Origin of the sequence: Flagellimonas algarum (assembly GCF_040513375.1) — a bacterium.
GTDB lineage: Bacteria > Bacteroidota > Bacteroidia > Flavobacteriales > Flavobacteriaceae > Flagellimonas_B > Flagellimonas_B algarum.
This window is the reverse complement of record NZ_JBEVTG010000001.1, coordinates 230,142-249,568: the sequence shown is the minus strand read 5'-3', so window position 1 is coordinate 249,568 and position 19,427 is coordinate 230,142. Positions and strand designations below refer to the sequence as shown.

Annotated in this window: 16 protein-coding genes; 7 read left to right on the top strand and 9 right to left on the bottom strand. The window is 48.6% G+C overall.

Annotation, left to right across the window (positions count from 1 at the left end; all coding sequences use genetic code 11):
• Nucleotides 1-47: 47 nt before the first annotated feature.
• The 5 genes from ABV409_RS01225 (at nt 48) to ABV409_RS01205 (ending at nt 8,828) form a co-directional block, all read left to right on the top strand.
• Nucleotides 48-3,107 carry a SusC/RagA family TonB-linked outer membrane protein gene (locus tag ABV409_RS01225; RefSeq protein WP_353875718.1) on the top strand — a complete coding sequence of 1,020 codons (3,060 nt, stop codon included), beginning with the start codon at nt 48-50 and terminating at the stop codon, nt 3,105-3,107.
• 14 nt (nt 3,108-3,121) lie between these two features.
• On the top strand, nt 3,122-4,717 hold the full coding sequence (locus tag ABV409_RS01220) for a RagB/SusD family nutrient uptake outer membrane protein (RefSeq protein WP_353875717.1): 1,596 nt from the start codon (nt 3,122-3,124) through the stop codon (nt 4,715-4,717).
• A 146-nt stretch (nt 4,718-4,863) separates the two neighbouring features.
• Nucleotides 4,864-6,642, top strand: coding sequence for a glycoside hydrolase family 36 protein (locus ABV409_RS01215; protein ID WP_353875715.1), 1,779 nt, complete (start codon nt 4,864-4,866; stop codon nt 6,640-6,642).
• 23 nt (nt 6,643-6,665) lie between these two features.
• Nucleotides 6,666-7,784 (top strand): galactokinase, encoded by a 1,119-nt coding sequence (galK, locus tag ABV409_RS01210; protein ID WP_353875714.1) that lies wholly within the window; start codon nt 6,666-6,668, stop codon nt 7,782-7,784.
• 3 nt (nt 7,785-7,787) lie between these two features.
• Nucleotides 7,788-8,828, top strand: a complete 1,041-nt coding sequence (locus tag ABV409_RS01205; RefSeq protein WP_353875712.1) for a UDP-glucose--hexose-1-phosphate uridylyltransferase — start codon at nt 7,788-7,790, stop codon at nt 8,826-8,828.
• A 36-nt stretch (nt 8,829-8,864) separates the two neighbouring features.
• On the opposite strand, the gene ABV409_RS01200 is transcribed toward ABV409_RS01205, so the two are convergent.
• The 9 genes from ABV409_RS01200 to ABV409_RS01160 all read right to left on the bottom strand — a co-directional run bounded on the left by ABV409_RS01200 (nt 8,865) and on the right by ABV409_RS01160 (nt 16,982).
• A complete protein-coding gene (locus ABV409_RS01200; protein ID WP_353875710.1) occupies nt 8,865-9,620 on the bottom strand; it encodes an SOS response-associated peptidase in 756 nt (251 codons plus the stop codon).
• A gap of 38 nt (nt 9,621-9,658) precedes the next feature.
• The gene (locus ABV409_RS01195; protein WP_353875708.1) at nt 9,659-10,834 is read right to left on the bottom strand and encodes a DmpA family aminopeptidase; all 1,176 of its coding nucleotides are present in this window, start codon (nt 10,832-10,834) and stop codon (nt 9,659-9,661) included.
• Nucleotides 10,835-10,908: 74 nt separating this feature from the next.
• On the bottom strand, nt 10,909-11,352 hold the full coding sequence (locus ABV409_RS01190) for a hypothetical protein (protein ID WP_353875706.1): 444 nt from the start codon (nt 11,350-11,352) through the stop codon (nt 10,909-10,911).
• Between the two features lie 101 nt (nt 11,353-11,453).
• Nucleotides 11,454-12,365 (bottom strand): hypothetical protein, encoded by a 912-nt coding sequence (locus tag ABV409_RS01185; protein WP_353875704.1) that lies wholly within the window; start codon nt 12,363-12,365, stop codon nt 11,454-11,456.
• A 244-nt stretch (nt 12,366-12,609) separates the two neighbouring features.
• Nucleotides 12,610-13,008, bottom strand: a complete 399-nt coding sequence (locus ABV409_RS01180) for a VOC family protein (protein WP_353875702.1) — start codon at nt 13,006-13,008, stop codon at nt 12,610-12,612.
• A gap of 89 nt (nt 13,009-13,097) precedes the next feature.
• Nucleotides 13,098-13,907 carry a hypothetical protein gene (locus tag ABV409_RS01175; protein WP_353875700.1) on the bottom strand — a complete coding sequence of 270 codons (810 nt, stop codon included), beginning with the start codon at nt 13,905-13,907 and terminating at the stop codon, nt 13,098-13,100.
• 197 nt (nt 13,908-14,104) lie between these two features.
• A complete protein-coding gene (locus ABV409_RS01170) occupies nt 14,105-14,698 on the bottom strand; it encodes a DUF8453 domain-containing protein (RefSeq protein WP_353875699.1) in 594 nt (197 codons plus the stop codon).
• Between the two features lie 69 nt (nt 14,699-14,767).
• Nucleotides 14,768-16,102 (bottom strand): purple acid phosphatase family protein, encoded by a 1,335-nt coding sequence (locus ABV409_RS01165; RefSeq protein WP_353875698.1) that lies wholly within the window; start codon nt 16,100-16,102, stop codon nt 14,768-14,770.
• Nucleotides 16,103-16,214: 112 nt separating this feature from the next.
• Nucleotides 16,215-16,982 (bottom strand): DUF6090 family protein, encoded by a 768-nt coding sequence (locus ABV409_RS01160; protein WP_353875697.1) that lies wholly within the window; start codon nt 16,980-16,982, stop codon nt 16,215-16,217.
• Nucleotides 16,983-17,092: 110 nt separating this feature from the next.
• Between ABV409_RS01160 and ABV409_RS01155 the strand changes: the two genes are divergently transcribed.
• Nucleotides 17,093-18,727, top strand: coding sequence for a hypothetical protein (locus ABV409_RS01155; RefSeq protein WP_353875696.1), 1,635 nt, complete (start codon nt 17,093-17,095; stop codon nt 18,725-18,727).
• Nucleotides 18,727-19,242, top strand: coding sequence for a hypothetical protein (locus ABV409_RS01150; protein WP_353875694.1), 516 nt, complete (start codon nt 18,727-18,729; stop codon nt 19,240-19,242). Before ABV409_RS01155 ends, ABV409_RS01150 begins: the two co-directional genes overlap by 1 nt.
• Nucleotides 19,243-19,427: the final 185 nt, after the last annotated feature.

Here is a 19,427-nt window from a genome sequence, read left to right as displayed (position 1 = left end):
TAGCATAGACTATCATAGCACAGAATGATTAACTAAAACTTATTTTTATGGAACGAACTTTCCTTCAAAAGCTATTGTTTTTCGTGGCCCTTGTCTTTACCTGCACGACCATGGCCCAAGAACTAGCGGTTTCAGGAACAGTCTCCGACACCGAAGGGCCATTGCCCGGGGTGAACATCGTCGAGAAGGGTACCACCAATGGGGTGACCACCGACTTTGATGGAAACTACACGATCTCGGTCGCCAGCGATGCGGTCTTGGTATTCAGTTATATCGGATACATGACCCAAGAAGTGCCGGTTGCCGGAAACACCCAAATGGACATTGTACTTCAAGTGGATGCCCAAGCCCTCGACGAAGTAGTTATCGTTGGTTTCGGTTCACAGGCGAAAGTCGATGTGACGGGTGCCATTTCCCAAATCAAACAAGAAGAAATCAAACAAATCGTCAATTCCGATCCAACCAATGCGCTTCAAGGGCGTTTGGCAGGGGTGCAGGTCGAAAGTGGTGGTGGTGAACCAGGTGCGCGTACCAACGTTATCGTACGTGGAATCAGCTCATTGACCAATACCTTTCCACTATATGTGGTCGATGGGGTGGTGGTCGATGACATTACCTTTTTGAATTCCAAAGACATTGTGGATATTCAAGTATTGAAGGATGCGACCTCCGCGGCCATTTACGGTACTCGGGCCGCAAACGGGGTGATCATCGTATCGACCAACCGGGGTAGGGCCAACACGGCCCCGAGGGTATCCGTCGATATTCGAGGTGGTTTCAATGCCGTTTCCAAGACCTTGGATTTTCTCAATGGTCCGGAATTCGTTGCTTTTTTGAACCAGCGAAGTATCAATGAAGGGCAACCGGCCAATATCGTCGATCCGGGAGTCAACACCGATTTCCAAGATCTTTCATTGAATTCCGGAGCCATTCAAGACTACGGTTTCAATGTCAGTGGAGGTGGTGAGGATTCGTCCTATTACTTTTCAGCCAACTACTATGATGAAGAAGGGATCGTAATCAGTAGCGAATTCCAGCGCATCAATGCCCGTTTGAACAGTAGGTTCAAAATCGGGAAATTTACTATTGAGGAGTCCTTTGCTTATAATCAGATCAATAGGGATCAAAACCCTTTCTTTGGCAATAACACCTTTACTGCACCGGTAGTGCGTGAATCGGCCCCTGAGAGACTCGGAGGCTTTGAAGCCATCGATTCGAATCTTTTCAACGGATCTGGGGGTACCAATAACTATGCCTTGGCCCAATTGGTAAAGGACCAAACGACCCAACGCAACATTTTGGGGAACGTGAACGTAAAATATGAAGTGATCGAAGGCTTGACCGTAGGCTTGAATATGGGTGTCGATTATCGAAATACCTATATCAACACCTTTCAGCCGACCTTCGACCTTAGCCCGACCGATCAACAGGTCAATTTCAATCCTTTGAACGACTTGACCGAAGTACGGGGCGAGATCTTATCGACCAATATCGAACCGACCATTAACTATAAAAAGCGATTTGGCAAACATGACATCGATGTGTTACTCGGTGGTGCCCGTCAAGAAATCGATAACAATTCCTTGGCTGTATATGCCGAAGGTTTGCCGTCGAACAACATCACCAACATCGCCACTTTCGCCGATCAGATCGTCAACAGTGGGGGAGGACGTTTCTTATCCCGTATTTTCTCTGCCTTCGGTAGGGTGAATTACAAATACGACGACAAGTATTTGTTTACCGCCATTGTACGTCGTGATGCTTCATCGAGGTTCTCCGACGACAACAACAGTATCGTCTTGCCGGCTTTCTCTGCGGGTTGGGTGATGAGCAACGAAAGTTGGTGGCCTGAAGACTCTTTCTTCAATACCTTCAAAGTACGTGGGGGTTATGGGGAGTTGGCTTCACAGAACATCGGTGATTTCCTTTTCCAATCCGTGTTGAATTCCTCATCGAATGTGAGCTTCAACAATACAACGGCTTCCGGATTCGCGATCACTTCCTTGGTTGATGAATCGATTTCATTCGAGACCGCCGAATCGACCAGTGTAGGTATCGATGCCGCCATGCTCAACAACAGTCTTACTGTCAGTGCCGATTACTACGTGCGTAACAACAATGATGTGTTAGCACCGGTATTCGTACCGTCGACTACGGGCTCGGCCACTCCGGTAACCCAAAATGCGGCTTCGATCCGAAACTCCGGTTTTGAACTACAAGCGAATTACAACCATGATTCGGGTAGTGACTTTAATTTCAATGTCGGTTTGACCTTTGCCACTTTGAGCAATGAGCTTACTGATCTACCGAATCCTTTGGTCGGGCCATCGATCGATGAAGAGGGCAATACCCCGAACCGATTTGAGTTGGGGCAACCGATCGGTTTCTTCTTTGGGTTCCAAAATGATGGAATTTACCGAAGCCAGGGCGAAATCGACAGTGATCCCGGTTTGGCGAACGATCCCGAGCGTCGTGCGATCTTACAGCCCGGTGACTTTAGAAGGGTCGATGTCGATGGTAACGGGATCATCAACAATGACGATCGCGTAAACCTGGGCTCTCCGGTTCCTGATTTCACTTATGGATTGACCTTTAACGGTACCTATAAGAATTGGGATTTCGGTATGGCCCTAAACGGGGTTCAAGGGAACGAGATCTTCAATGCCACGCGGTTCACCGGTACCTTCTTCTTGGATGGTAATAAATTCGGATATGTACGCGATGCTTTTGTTCTAGGACAAAATGAAAACACCAATATTCCAAGGGCTTCTTTGCCGAATGCGGCGGGTAACCAGCTCCCTTCCGATTTTTATGTGGAAGATGGATCGTACCTTCGATTGCGTTCCTTGGAAATCGGATATGACCTGACCACTGCCCTTGACATTCCATGGGTGTCCAACGCACGGGTTTACTATAACATGCAAAATGTATTCACCATCACCGGATACAGTGGCTATGATCCTGAAATCGGATCCACTGCGGCTGGTACCGGCGGCGGATTCTTCGGTTTCCCTGCCCAGACCACACCCATTTTCGGAAGGGGTATCGATTTGCGTGCACAACCTAGACCGACGACCTTATTGCTCGGACTCCAGGTCTCATTTTAAAAAGCTAATGAATCATGAAAATTAAAGCAATGAAAATCAAGACGAGTAAAATTTTGATGCTCTTGGTCGTAGCGACCATGCTACTGCCATTGAACGGTTGTGATGAAGATCAATTGCAGATCGCCAATCCGAATACCGTATCGCAACTTGACTTCTTCAACAACGAAGCCGATTTCAGGGTAGCGGTCAATGGAATGATCCACCCGATTACCGCCGTGTTCTTCTGGGGCCGTGTGGTTCATACCGGACCACTATTGCGCTCAGATGCCTTTAACGTCGTACCCTTTGCCAACAACACCACCCTATCGACCCTTCAAGGGGTGCCTGGGGTCAGTCGTTGGTCGGTCGATATGTTCCCGCAACTCTATCAGACCATTTTTCGGGCGAATACGATACTGGAAGAGGCCAATGATGAAAACCTTCCGGCCGGTAGTGCCCGTGATGAGATCCTAGGCCAGGCATATTTTATGCGTGCCTTTGCCAATTGGTATTTGGCGGCCTTTTGGGGTAATGTCCCTTTGGTGTTGAACACACCGGTGACCCAAGAAGATTTCTTTCCGACCCAAGCCACCCAAGCACAGATGTATGATGCGGTCATCGATGATTTGACCATGGCGGCCAATATGCTTCCGGCTACTTGGTCAGGAAACGATGCAGGTCGACCAACAAGTGGCTCGGCACTGGCCTTACGCGGTAAGACCCATCTGTACATCAATAACTTTGCAGAGGCGGCGGCCGATTTGAGGGCCGTAGTCAATAGTGGGGTGTACGATCTGCTGCCAGCGGCCCAATACGAAGACAATTTTACGACGGCCAATGAGAACAACATCGAATCGGTATTCGAATTACAGTTCGCCCCTCAAGACAATTTCGTTTGGGGATCTGATGTGCCGTTGACAGGGTCCCAAAGTAACTTCTACATCGATTATTCGCCACCGACGGTAAGTCTGGATCGTAGCCATTATATCAACCCGCATATCCTTCAGGTTTTTGAGGATAATGGGGATGTAGTGCGACGAAACGCGACCATCGCTTTCGATTACCCAGGAGCGACCGGGTATGGGGGAGTGCCGTTTTTGGAAGATTTCGCGCCCGATATCGAAGCTGCGCAAGTCGCCGGTGTCGATGCCTTGTTTACCCGTAAGTATGCCTTCCTGTTCGCAGGTACCCGTCAAGAACTGCCTGGTTTCGGGCAAACGACCGGAGTGAACTGGCGTTTGATCCGCTATTCGGATGTGCTGTTGATGCTCGCTGAGGCGGAAAACGCTTTGGGGAATGGTGGAGAAGCTCTGAACTTGGTCAACCAAGTGCGTCAACGGGCCGAGATCGCTGATTTGCCCGCCGGCCTCTCCCAAGATGACCTCTTCAACGCCATTGTCGATGAGCGTATCATGGAATTGACCGGTGAGGGTCATCGCTTCTTGGATTTAGTCCGTTGGGGATTGGCCGATGAGGTTATGGGCCAAGGATCCACCATTGCAGGGGGTAGACATCCGAAATCGTTGGCAGGTGAATCGGCCTTTTTCACGGTAGGTCAAGATGAACTACTCTGGATTCCGGTGCCGCAATTGAATGCCAATCCGAATTTGGTACAAAACCCCGGTTATTGATAAAGTTTTAAGTTTGAGTTAGTTTTAAGTTCAGTAAGTGAGGAAAAGGCCAAGATGAAAACACTTGGCCTTTTGGCTAACCGAACCCCTCATCATAACCGTACGACAAACGACCGCCGACAACCTAGCGATAAACGAACCGATACATGAAGCAAGTGCTCAATACGATTTACGATCAGGTACGCTTGAAATCCAATGCGAACCCCATGGCATGCAAATTGGAACGCATTGAAGACCAAAGTGGCGTCTCCATCTATGGGCTGAACATCGAAAACGAAACGGAATTTATACCCAAACCCATTGAATTGGAATGGTCGATTCCAGCAGTCGACGTCAAAGGGGTCTGGAAGCCCACAGCCGATTTTTCAAAACGCATCGAAGCCGACTGGGAGCTCGACTATCACGAATCACGCATCTCCATCGATGCGCCGATCCTATCCCTTTTCGGGGGTAACGATCAAAATGTGCTGACCTTCTCTTGTTCAAATGCCATCAATAAACTGGAGATGGCGGCCAAATACCGCGAAGAAGACAACAAATTTTACTGTAAGATCGTCTTCTTCACCGAGTGCAAATACCCGATCAAGGACTTCAATGTGCATATCCGACTTGATTATCGACCGCTTCATTTTTCTGATGCCATTGCCGATACCGCAAGTTGGTGGGAAAGTTTCGACCATCTAAAACCGGCTTTTGTCCCTGCTATAGCCAAGCTACCGCTTTATTCGACTTGGTACCAATTTCATCAAGACCTCGAACGCGATACCTTGCTCAAGGAATGCGGGCTGGCCAAAGGAATGGGGTTTGAGGCCATCATCATCGATGATGGTTGGCAGACCAAAGACAACAACCGGGGGTATGATCATACCGGGGATTGGCGACCGGAGCATTTTGATGATTTTCCCGGACTGGTAAAGGACATCCAAGAGTTGGGTTTAAAAGTCGGACTTTGGTTTTCGGTGCCTTTTTGTGGGGTAAAGTCGGACGCCTATACAAGGTTTAAAGGTAAATTCTTGACCGAAAACCACCGTTGGGCCCCTGTTTTCGACCCCAGATATCCGGAGGTGAGGGCGTATTTGACGGGTATTTATGTGAATGCAGTCAAACACTGGAACCTCGATGGCTTGAAATTGGATTTTATCGATGACTTCAAAAGTTATCCCGATACGGATTTTCGACCAGATCCAGCTCGCGATTACGCTTCGATAAACGAGGCTGTTGACGCCTTATTGACCGGTGTGAGCACGGCAGTGCGTGAGTTGAAACCCGATATTTTCATCGAATTCCGTCAAAAATATACCGGCCCGGCCATGCGCAAGTACGGCAATATGCTCCGTGCTTTCGACTGCCCTGGCGATTATGTCATGAACCGGGTGCGCATCGCCGATATCAAAATGCTTTGCGGCTCGACCGCGGTGCATTCCGACATGGTCACCTGGCACTTTGAAGAAACGGTAGAAACCGCCGCTTTGCACTATATGAACACCTTGTTCGGCGTGCCCCAGATATCGGTTATGTTACAGGATGCGCCGATGGCCCATCGCCGGATGATTTCTTTTTATACCCAATATTGGACTGAGAACGCCTCCGTCTTCCTTTCCGGGAAATTCATACCGACGGCCCCATTGGGCAATTATCCTATACAAAAGGCCAACCTCGATGGAAAATGTATCATTGGGGTATTTGAATCCCGATTTTTTGATTTGGATACGACAGCGGATCAGATCGAGGTATTGAATGCTTCGCCAAGTGAATCGGTGGTCTTTATGGCATCCGAAGAGCTGCTGTTCCACCTCCAGGTATATAGTTGTGTGGGGGAGTTGTTGGAAGAACGATTGCTGGCCGTTGCCCAAGGGATCAACCTTCTATCGATACCCAAGGGCGGATTGGCCAAATTGTCGAAGGCGAAGCAGGTTTCCGATTGATTCGATAATCCCTAATTTTAACTATGGAACAAGCTGCGGATGTTGTCATCAGCTCTCCCGGACGGATCAATCTGATCGGGGAACATCTTGATTATAATGGTGGGCTGGTGTTACCTGCCGCCATCGATCTGACCGTTGGGCTACGTCTTTCCAAAAAACCAGGTCGGTTCGGTTCAGTGTATTCAAAGAACTACAATGCCTCCTTTGATATGGATCTCGATAAGCTTGAGGTCAGTAATGAGGAATGGCACAATTACTTTTTGGGGGTCGTCTATTTTATCGAGCAGGAATTTCCAGGAAGCGTTGAAGGATTCGAATGTGAAGTCGAGAGTAATCTGCCCATTGGTTCAGGGGTGAGTTCTTCGGCCGCTTTGGAATGTGGCATCGCCAAAGGATTGGATGCCCTTTTCGGGATCGGACTCTCCGATGATCAACTCATTGCCGTGGCCCATCGCGCGGAACATCATTTTGTGGGCACCAAATGTGGTATCATGGATCAGTTTGCCGTTGTCAAAGGCAAAGGGGATCATCTGATCCAATTGAATTGTTTTGACCGTTCCTTCCACTATGTACCTGCCGCCCTGTCACCCTACGCCATCGTTTTGATGAACTCCAATGTTTCGCACAACTTGGCTACCAGTGAATATAACTTGAGACGTCAAGAATGTGAAGCGGCGTTCGCACTCCTACAACAACAGCATCCTGACCTGAAAGCTTTGGCGATGATACCACGATCGATCGTTGAGGCGAACAAAACGAATATGGCCAAGAAACTCTACCAACGGGCCCGGTATGTGGTCGAAGAGAACCAACGCACCAAAGATGCCAGCAAGGCTTTGGAAGCAGGGGATTTGGTCGGATTCGGCCGTAAATTGTACGAATCGCACCAGGGCTTGAGTACCTTGTATGAAGTCAGTTGTGCTGAACTCGATTTTCTGGTAGCGGAGGCCGAAAAACAAGCCGGGGTCATCGGTTCCCGAATGATGGGAGGCGGCTTTGGGGGCTGCACGATCAATATCGTACACCAAGACCATGTTGATGCCTTTATCGCTACCGTTTCGAAACGGTACCAGCAAACTTTTAAACGACAACCTACCCCCCATATCGTTGCCATTGGTGACGGGGTCAGACAACGATACTAACTTATGGATACCGAATTTAAAGAACGCCCGCATCGACGCTACAACATTTTGACCGGTGAGTGGCTATTGGTCTCTCCGCACCGTACGAAACGGCCTTGGCAAGGCAAAGTCGAGAAGCTGCCCCTTACCTCAAGACCATTGTATGACCCGAATTGTTATCTATGTCCGGGTAACCGAAGGGCAAACGGTGCAATCAACGAAGTCTATACGGATACGTTCGCTTTTGACAATGACTTTGGGGCGATAACCTTCGACAGTAGTACGGATTTGTATGAAGATGGACTGTTACGTGCACAAGGCGAACAAGGCATCTGCCGTGTCATTTGCTTTTCACCAGACCATAGTTTGACACTACCCATGATGTCGGTACCCGCTATTCAAAAGGTAGTGCGGCTATGGAAGCAGGAGTATAGTGATTTGGGTAGCCGCCCCGAAATCAACCACGTGCAGATTTTTGAGAACAAAGGGGAATTGATGGGATGCAGCAATCCCCATCCGCACGGTCAGATCTGGGCACAATCATCAATCCCCGAAGAACCTTTGAAAAAAGGGATACAGCAATTGTCCCATTTTACTGCTAAGGGCCAAAGCCTTTTGGGTTCTTATTTAGACCAAGAGTTGGCGATGGGTGAACGGATCGTTGCAGAGAGTGCCCATTTTGTGGCCTTAGTCCCTTTTTGGGCCGTTTGGCCTTACGAAACGATGATCATTCCGAAACGCCACATGCAACATATCGGTCAACTCAACCCGGAAGAAGAAGCGGATTTCGCTGAAATGATCAAAAGGGTCACCACCAAATACGACAACTTGTTCGAAACCTCGTTTCCGTATTCGGCAGGGATCCATCAAGCCCCGACTGACGGTCAACCCCACCCGGAATGGCATTTTCATATGGTCTTTTACCCACCCTTGTTGCGATCGGCCACGGTAAAAAAATTCATGGTCGGGTATGAACTGTTCGGCAATCCCCAGCGCGATATTACCGCCGAACAAGCAGCGGATACCTTGAAGATGCTTTCCGAGGTCCATTATCTGAAGAAGTAGGGAGGTCATGAGCAAGGATGCTACCTTGCCTTAGGGTCAATACGATATCGAAACTTCAGGGTAAGGGACTTCTTCGATGATAGTATCGTGGTTTGAATCAACGGATCTACTGTACAGATCCCGGCTTACGGGATGGGCCTGTAACGCACCTTCCCAAAGATCGTTATCGATGAGGTTTTGGATTTCCTGTTCCCCGTTGCCTTCATAAAGCCATTCGTCTTTGTCTTGCAAATCGATGATGACCGGTCGCCTTTGTTTGTCATTATGGATGCTGGCGAACATGGGGGTGGCGGCCTTGGTTAACACGGTAAAGGTGCGCCTGCCATCGACCGTATTCGTATAAATGCCTGCCAATAACAAGGGGTCGTTGTCTTTTCGACTGAAATAAAACGGGACTTTGAAATCGCGACCTTTTACCTTGACCCTGGTATTATGGGGTTCGAAGAACCCATCTACCGGAATCAGGCAACGTTGGTGGCGCCAAGCGTGACGATAAATGAAATGGTCGAAAAGTTTTTCCGATTTGGCATTCAGTCCACCAAAGGTTTTTGGATTCTTAAAGTATTCAGCGAATTCTGCCTGTCGCCGATTCGGGGGCATGATGCCCCACATGTTCGGGGAGAGGTGATCCGGCCGTTCTTGCGTAATGGACCACATGATCGGGTGCGCCCAGCCGTTGGCGTGGAACAGGATGAGTTCAAGGTCATCGGGGATTTCCCCCAATCCGGCTTCCAAATTCGCCCAACGTTGGATGGAGGCTTTTTTTCGTGATTGTCTGGTATTGTAACACATACTGATGATTGGGTCGATGAAGGCTGTGAAACGGCTGGTTATTCGTTGATCCGGTTGTACTTTTTCAAGGTGGCGATCAAAAGATCGTGCGGTATGGCATAGGCGGTATTGCCGTTGATCCCCTCCATGTCCTCAGCGGCGATCATGGCATTGATGATGGCTTCTTCCACCGCTTGCACCGTGCTTTGAAAGATCCAATTCATTTGGTCGTTCGGAAGGCTTTCGACTTGAACGATTTCGTTTCGATCAAAGGCACCCTCATTGGCCGTTGAAAAAGCGATAAAGATATCCCCAGACCCGTTAGCACCTCGGCCACCCACATTGCCGATACCCAAAGGTACCCGCTGCGCCACCCGTTTAAGCTGATGCGGCAGCAATGGGGCATCGGTGGCAATGACAACGATGATCGAACCATCACCCTCTTGCCGATTGGCCATGGGCGGTTTGTTTAATTTGTAATTCAGGGTATCCCGAAGTTCTTGGCCAACAGGGACGCCGGCTATGGTCAAATTGGATTTAAATCCGAAATTGGCCTGCACCAAGGCGCCGAGGGTGTAGGTCGAGTCCTTGATTTTGAATTGTCTTGAAGCCGTTCCGGTACCGCCTTTGAATCCCAGGCACATCATTCCCGTACCTCCGCCAATATTCCCTTCTTGGATCGCACCGGTCTTGGCATCGGCAATGGCCTCGAGCACATGTTCTTCCTTCACATGAAAACCATAGATGTCGTTCAAAAACCCGTCGTAGGTTTCGGCGACTACCGGGTAGGTATACCACCAGTCTTCCCCACGGTACCAGTCAGAGTCGACATACCACTTTAAGACCGCCTGGCGAACGGTACCCACACTATTGGTATTGGTAATCATAATGGGTGTTTCAAGGAAACCTGATTCGGTGACCCAAGTCGTACCTGTCATTTCGCCATTCCCGTTCAAACTATACCAATTCGCAAAAACGGGACTGAATTTTTTGGCCTTTCCGCGAGGAAAAATGGCAGTGACCCCGGTACGTATGGGTCCTTTACCAACAATATTCGCCCCATCCCCTTCGATAATGGTTGCATAGCCTACCTCAAGACCATTCACGTCGGTGATGGCGTTCAATGGACCGGGTTTTCCGAAAAAAGGAATACCCAAGTCACGTGCCCTGGCGTTTTGGGCCAAACAATGGGCCGTAACCAATACGAATAGCAAAAAGATGGTGGTGCGTTTCATGGGTTTCGGTGTTTTTGGTGTTCAGATGCACCAGTAAGCTACCGAAAATCAACAAAACAACAAATCTACCCAGGTTATTTTCGTGAAGTCCACAACATCATAAACCCGATGAACATGAATATAGTAGCCCATGAAAGGGTTTCCATTTCAAGGGTCTTGTGCGATGAGAAGGTGATAATACCAAGACCGCACAAGAGATAGGCGCTTGCCAAGTATTTCCAGATTTCTGACCGGTAGAAGATATAGTCAAGGCGTTGGCTTAGGCTCCGACCAAGATGAAGTGCCTTTGGAATATCCTTGGCGTATTCTTCGGTTTGAACGCCGGTCCCTTTCGGACGCTCAGTGGGTTGATTCAAGATTTCTTGGGCTTTTTCCAAGTCTTCCTCTCCAATGGTGATGGTGTAAGTCGTGGGATTGCCTTGATATTTTTTGATGAGGGTACTTAGACCTGCGTTCCTTAATTTTTGTGATGTTAGGATGGCCGTGGTGACGTTGTGGTATGAAATTAGGGCTACCATGATCGTGGTTGTAGGTTTTATAGGTTGAATTTGCAGACGCCAGATGGCTGTCTATGCTAGAAAATCGTTTTGGGACAAGGCATAATGGAAGCTAAGCCCACTCAATTCGAGGTCGAAATCGCCCATTTTTCAAGCAATTCGGTGACAACTTGATCCAATTCCTCCGGTGTCAATGGTGTATGGAAAGCAATGACCTCATGATAACCGAATTGACCGTTTTGTCCATTGCCACTAGAACCGAGAAAGAAAGCATTCGAGAGATCTTCATCGTCGGTCTCGGCATAAAAGAGATGGCGCCCATCATTGCCCGGAAGGTCGGCCGCATCAGGATTGACTTTTTCCATTCTACCATTGAAATACCCTTCAGGCATACTTCCGAACCGTTGGGTGTTTGCCTGTCGTAGCAGGTAGCGTGATGCATCGCCGAAATCGATGAGGCTGTTCCCTAGTATGGTACTGTAGCTATCGGATTCGATGATGGTGCCTACCAGCAAAAAGGCGGTTACGTTTTGGCCAAGGTCCTCAACCCCCAAGACCCCGTTGAAAAACCCGATGACCTGATCGTTTTCGGCATCGAACACCATGCGTTCGGCTTGCGGGAGTGCCATGACATCACCGATTTCACTTTGCCAGCCCGATACGAGCTCACCTTCCAAGGCCAATGCCCCATGGTTTGAAGCATCTAGCCAGAGCAGGACTTTTCCTGAAATATCGAATCCACTGGGGTCATCGGTGTCGGAATCGGAATCGTCGCCGGAATCCATGTCATCATCCGAATCAGGGTCCGTTGCTTCGTCCATTTCGCCGGGATCTTCTGCCATTTCCTCTTCCACCGGTTCCTCACTGACAATTACGGCTTGGTTATCATCGCTGCCACAAGCGAACAGTAAGACCATAAGGCTTAGAAGACCCAAAACTGCTAATTTGGATTTTAAACCGATCATCAATTGTATGATGTCGCTGTTGGCATTTTTCTTTGCGTAGAATTCGGCGGCTAATCGAGCATGATCCATAGGGAAAGTTTTAAAGATTTGGAACTTCAATTTCGCTTGAATTGTTGAGTGGCCATAATACCAGGTAGCCGATGGGTCTGTTTACGGTATGGCCGGGCTTGAAAAGTTAACAAGTGGGAAATGAGGGGGTAAACCGTGTAAGCACACTCGTGCAACTTGATTAGCTATAAGGAAAAGGTGGTGATGAAAACACTTAACAATCCTATAAGGATGGCCAGCGCCATTCGAATACCAGGTGTTGTTTTCATGTTGCCTTTAATTGAAGGAGGTCCCAAAGATTGCCATAAAGGTCCTTAAAGACGGCAACGGTACCATACGGGGCTTCTTTGGGAGGGCGTTCGAATTCAATTCCCTGGGCCACCATGTCATGGTAATCACGCCAAAAATCGTCCGTATTCAAAAACAGAAAGACCCTGCCACCGGTTTGGTTGCCGATGCGGCTTTCTTGTTCGGGTGTGCTGGCTTTGGCCAATAACAGCTTGGTGCCGGATCCGTTGGGAGGCGAAACCACCACCCATCGCTTGTCTTGCTCGGGCTGATCACTGTCTTCGATCAATTCAAAGCGCAATTTTTGAGTGTAAAAAGCAATGGCTTCGTCATAATCACGTACCACCAGGGCCACATGTACGATGGATTGTCGCATCCGTTTGATTTCGCGTTCGTCGCTAAAAAATACGAATTGTGCAGCGAAGGGCAAGGGAACCTCCGGGCTTTGGCTTGAAAACGAACCCTTTATTGACAGTCGTCGAGCAGGGGCAGGGCGAAATCGAGCAAGAACTGGTATTTGTCGGTATTATCGGTCTCACCGATGCTATGCACCAAAGCCGCTTTTTCACCGATACCTAGGTCTTCGTAGGTCTCCATGATGATGTACCCGAAATCAGGGTCGTGGATGTCGGGATCGTCAGCATCGGTCGAAGAACCCGGTTCTCTTCGGTAAACGAATTGGATCGGTGGCGCGTCAGCCGAAACATCATTCGGGGGGTACCACCAATCGGGATCGGCCCAGGTGTTGCCTGGTAGGGCATTGTACATATAGAGCCCTTTGATGCCCGCGGTTCCGTTGTGACCGTATTTCCAACTCAGGATGCTTCCCCGAGAAGAACCGCCAATGATGATGTTCGAGGTGTCGAAGTTGTAGGCTTGGGCATTTGCCATGACCCAGGCGAACATCAATTCGGCATCGTTCCATCCGGTTTCAACTTCTTCCTGAGTATTGACCGAGGTCAACGATTCCCAGGCGATTACCGAAATTCCGGCCGCATTCAATTCCTCAACGATCGAGTTTGGCATGGCCGTCGTACCGCCATTGCCGTGGGCATCGAAATAAAGTGGTGTCGGGCAGGCAGAGGCGGCCTTGTAGATATCGACATATTGACGGGGATCATCACCGTAAGCCACGCCTAATGCCACAAGGCTTTCTGTCAATACCGACTCCACGGGATCTTGATTGTCTTCCGGGGCCGAATCATCAACAGTGTCATCTGAGGGACTACAAGCCAAAAGCAGGCATAGGGGTAGGAGTATCCATAGGTTTTTCATAGCGGGAGTGTTTTTGTAAGCTTAGACCCGAAAGGCACCCTAAGGTTTAATTACGGGCGACTTTGGTTGATTTTGGGGTATCGGGCCACCCTAAAGGAAACGTGATTTTTCGCGACATCGTATAGGGTGTCGGCCATAATCGATGCCCGTCTTGGCAAGGTTCGACGGATTTCGGTAAGTTGAAGGGATGAAAAGGGTTAGGGACGTGTGATTGCCACGGGATACCCTTTTTCGGAATCGAGCAACCATGAAGCTCCATAAACGTCTTCATAACGGATCTGAAAACTTGGGAACAGCCCGTAAAAAGCGATTTTAAGCCGGCGTTCAGCGGCTTCATCTTCAAATGGGAAGTTGTACACGGAAATGGATTCGCCTTGGGCCAATAGCATGTTTTGCCGAAAGCTTGATTTGATGATAGCCAGCGAATCGATCAGGGGGGAGTGTTTTTTCAGGTGGCGGTACAAAAGATCGCTACTCGCGAACACCAAGGTGTCTTTGGTCTTAGGGTCTAGCGCCCTGAACCGTACTTCCTTGATGAACGCCGGACCAACCCCTTTGTTTTCGATGACGAATTTGAGCTGGTGGTCGATATCACTGTACCAATGGCTTAAGTAGGGCAATACCGAAGCACTTTGCTGAATGCGCATCAATCGGTTTTCTTCCCGTGCGAGATACGATTGGTAAATGACCGCGAACATCGAAAAAACGCTGATTACGATCGCCGCGATGCCCATGATGCGATTGGTATCTTGTCGCCGATTGGTCGGAAAGTGTTCTTTCTCAGTTTCCATGCTGTGGGTTGAGGGAATAAGTTACCCAATTTGGGGCAATGATCCGGACCTATCCGATGGATTCCCGTATCACTCGCCCAATTTTTTCTTTCCGGTTGCAAAGTCCTTGGTGATCACCGCTCGATCGTATGCTTCACCCAAAGCCGTATAGGCTACATAGGTCAAGGTATTGCCGTCGATCGTGATGACCTGATAGAACTGGGTCTGTTCCGCAGCTTTGTCCAAGGTGTACCCTTGTGCGGTGTAGGCTTTCATTTGTTCCTCATCAAGCTCGTATTGTTTCGGGCCACTGACCGAGGTCACGTAAACGGTGCTGAGGTCCTCATCGGAGGTGCTATCGGTCGATCGCACCGGTACATGCCCCCGGGCGTACGTATGGTCATGGCCATTGAGGACCAGGTCGACGTTGTATTGGTCGAGTAAGGGTTTCCAATGTTCACGGGCGAATTGGAAATCGCGCCCCTTGGCGGGTGAAAAGACCGAATGGTGACAGGTAATGATGTTCCATTTTGCCGTTGAATTTTTCAGTTGGGTTTCCAAATAGGCCGTTTGGGCTTCCAATTGGTCGTTCGAGTTCAGCACGATGACCCGTATGTCTTGGTAGTCGACCGTATAGACCGTTTCATGCAAGGCCGCTGGCAAATCGTTTTCGACGGGCAGGGTGAATTGTGGGCGCCATTGGATGGCCAATTGGCGTGCGTCACCCCTTGACAGGGATCTGAATTCGTGATTGCCCACAACGGGTATGGCCGTCCATTGGCTGTGTATGAACCCACCGGCCTTGTACCATTCGGCCCATTCTTGGTCGTGGTGGGCATCGTTGATGAGATCACCGGCATGTACTACGAACGAAGCATGGGGCGCGGTTTGAAAAGCCAGCCGAATGACACGTGACCAATGCTCGAGCACGCTGTTCTGGGCATCACCGAAATACACGAATTGGGTCGGGGCGTATTCGGCTTTCGCGGTTTTGAATTGGATCCATTCCGACCAGTGTGATTCGCCGTCACCAACCCGATACACGTACTGGGTATCGGCTTTCAAACCCTCGAAAACCACACTGTGGTAATGTACGTTTAAGGAGCTGTTTCCTTTGTACAACCCTAAATCAAAACTTTCGGTAGTTGCCGCTAGGGTTGCCGCATTGGCCGTAAAGTTCGAATTGACCATCGCCTCGGCGATTTGGGCCACGGCATTCTCGATACTGGTGTCGGTTCGCCAGGTTACCGCCCTACTGGTCGCAGGGTCGCCTTTGAAGGTAAGCATGATCCGATCTGGATCTTTACTCGGAATTTCCCAGTGGTGCAACCCTTCGTGCGTATGGCTGTGTTGGGCCGAGAGGGTAAAGGTCAATGCAATGGCGATACATAAAGTTAGCGGTTTAGCGGTAAGCGAAGCGTACATAGCAAGTGTCTTATGGTGGTGTTTGATCTGATGAAGATACCGCTTCTTCCTAAGTTAGGAATGGATTTGGTCTTTAAGCGTGGGTTAAATTTTCGTTCATCATTGAATGGCCTTATTCGGAAACCATCAAATCGATTTCCGAAATGACCTGCGTGCCCAGGGCGCTCAACTCGCCATACTGGCCCACCATGGCATCGATTTGGAAGGCGGCTAGACTGATGACGTTTCGGTACGGGGCCGATCGGGTGTATTCGATAAATGCAGCATCGATTTCTTGTTGGGTGGTCGCCCGGTTCTTGAGCGAATCTTGGGGCATAAAAGCCGAAGCCAAGATCAAGGAGCGATCGTATTGGGTCGAAAGGAACCCCTCTTGGTCCACCGTGTAATCGTTGTAGCTCTTTTCGTTTTCTGCAATGGTCTCGACCATGGCGTGGTATTTGGCCAAAAGGGAATCCAAGGGCGTGTTGTTGATCTTACCGAAATAATCCGAATTCTTCAAGGCTTCATACCCGCCGACATTGGGTTTGAAGTAGTAATCGGCGAAGGCAAGACCACTGAACATAAAGAGCAGGAGGTTCTGATCTTCGGTTTTGTCCAAGATGCTGTTGCGTGCCTTTTTACAGAGATCGGCGATGCGTTTGCGGCCTACGGTGATGTCTTCAAGCTGGCGCAGGTCTTCTTGCGTATGCGATTTGATTTTGACCAGGTATTCTTTCAGTGCTTTTTCTTCTTTTCGGGCTTCGTTCCAGTTGTTGATCTGTAGTGCGATCAAGATGCCGATGACTACCAGGGCGATCTCTCCTAGCGCGTACTTAAGGTATTGGGCGGACTTGCCTTCGGACAACAACTTACGGCGAACGGTCGTAAAAAAACGTAGCATGGCCTTAAGATACGAAGAAGTGGTCGATGAAAGCATTGGGGTGGCAATTATCAAAAAATGCGGGTGTGGGAGCCTAGTTTCATTCCGCATTAAAAACTAAACGAAACGCTATGAAGTATTTTTGTCCAACCCTGTTTGTTGCACTAATACTGCTTTTTTTGGGCTGTGAAGAACCTATGAACGAGCCTGTCTTAGAAGACGGTTCAACTCAAGAACCAGCTTCCTTGCCAACGACCACCTTCTTTACGGAAACGGTTTCCATTGATGAAATCCCCGAGATAGCTGATTTCATCAATGCCCGGGCAGGAAAGGACATGATAACGGGCAAGGCTGATGATGAGAAAGCCGTTTTCGATATCGAGCATATCGCAAGGGTCATCGATACCCTGAACAATACTTTGTACTCTTTCGGCTTTACCCTTCCTGATGCCCCTAAGACGGTTATTCATAATCTCGTGGTCGGGGTCGATTCCTTAGGAGTACAATACGTCCCCATCATTTTGAAGTATAGCTCTGATGAGGCTACTTATGATTCCTGGGCGGAAAGTGGTTTCGACTTCGGTCATTTCACCGGCACGGTGCAGCAACATGCCTTCAGTAGCTATTTTGATGAAGGTCTGTTTTCGAAAAACGATTGTGAAGCGCAGTTCGATGCCGTAGGAGATCCGATCCCTTGCAACGAGGATGACTTTTCGGATGGAAGCGCTGGTGGCGGGGCTGCTAGTGGAGGCATTGGATCCGGTAGTGGTAGTAGTGGAGGTTGTACGTATGATAACACCTTTGTGCCATGTGGTGGTTCGAATCAATACACTTTGCATGGATCAGATTCTTGCGGAGGCAACGGCGATGGGTCGTATTGGGTGTTGGATGTAAGCTGCCCCAACGGCGGTAGCACCCACATCTTGAAGGGTGCCAACGATGCGTGTGATGACTGCGGGTCGGGCCCATCGGGTGGTGCAGCGATCAACATCGACCTGGCCATGGCCGCTCGCATCTCGCTCTTAGTTGACACGTTGGATCTCGATATCGGTTTGACGCAAGAGCAGATAAGTTTTTTGAACCTGCCTGAAAATTGGGGATTAACGGAAAACATTGTTTCTTTTTGGAGGAACATTGACAATGATATACAAATGGAAGGCTATATCAAAAACTTGGTTAATGCGAGTATCGTCAACGCCCAATTGTCGATGTTCCCGTTCGTAAAATATCCGGAATCCAAATCGGAAGAATACAAAACGAGATACCCTCGATTGACGGAGTTTCTGATGGAAGAATTGCCAAAAGTAGCTGAAAATGAAGATATTGTTAACGTTATACACGGATTGACCGAGGCCCCGATTGAAACGATTAAGGAAGCCCTGCAATGGGGAAAAGGACCGGAGATAGAAATTACGCAGTTAGGCGGGGATGGCGATAATGAGCTTTACGGTGTTTATAACGGTCATGTAATCCCAGAAAATATAAATACGTTGTTTTTGGATATAGATTTGGTTAATGATTTTGAGAATGTTGAAAAAGACCAAAATTTTACTGACGCTATGGCTTTTTTGATTGCTGTAACTATATTACATGAATACACCCATTTAGGCGATACTGTTTTTGGGAACGAATTCTGGGGTGAACTGCATGCAGAGTCTCGGGCAGATGAAGATGAAGTTGGCCTTGTTTTTGAAAAGGAGATTTTTGGAGAATCAGTTTGGAGGTCCAATGTCGGCCTTGTAATGTTGAAAAACAAGTTGTTCTGATGAGAAATTATATTTACGCAATTATACTGTCCGTTTTGTGTTTTGAAGGAGTTAAATCGCAACATGTTGAAGATGATTACCAAATTTACGCCCAAGCATTACAAAAGGTGCAAAACAAGATCAAGGATACCATAGTGTTCGAAGTGGGTTCCAATCCTCTTCAAAAGATGTACGAAGACATGAAGGCGATTGGAGGGTTGACCAAGAAGCAATTAAAAAAAGTGGAAAGGAGTGTTGAGGCGGCGGATTATGTCCAAAGCCAAAAGCTCAAGGGCCTGTTAATTGCTGTTTCCCGATCTAGTCCTCCCTGTAAAGAAAATGGCGGTTACACCAAACGGTTTTTCTCCAGGCCGATCTATGTCGCTCGCAACAAAGCCCTTTTGTTCCGATGGTATGCAGCAAAAAACAAAAAGTACAAGGGAGGCAAAGCCATCGGTGCCAGTCTGGCCGAGCAGTATATAAAGAAGGATGGCCAATGGGTTTTGGAAAAGGTTCATCGATTGTCCATGTATTGAGAACTAGTTGAGCCGTTACTTTCCGCTTGAAATAAAACGAAGGAAGAGGGTGTCGATGGTTTTATGACCTTGTATTCAGTCGTCAAAATGAGATGAATAGCTGAGTGGATTTGTAGCTATTCAAGTCTTCCAAAAGCCTGATTTTTCCTATGGCTATGATTCTATGAAATCCATAGTATCGAAAA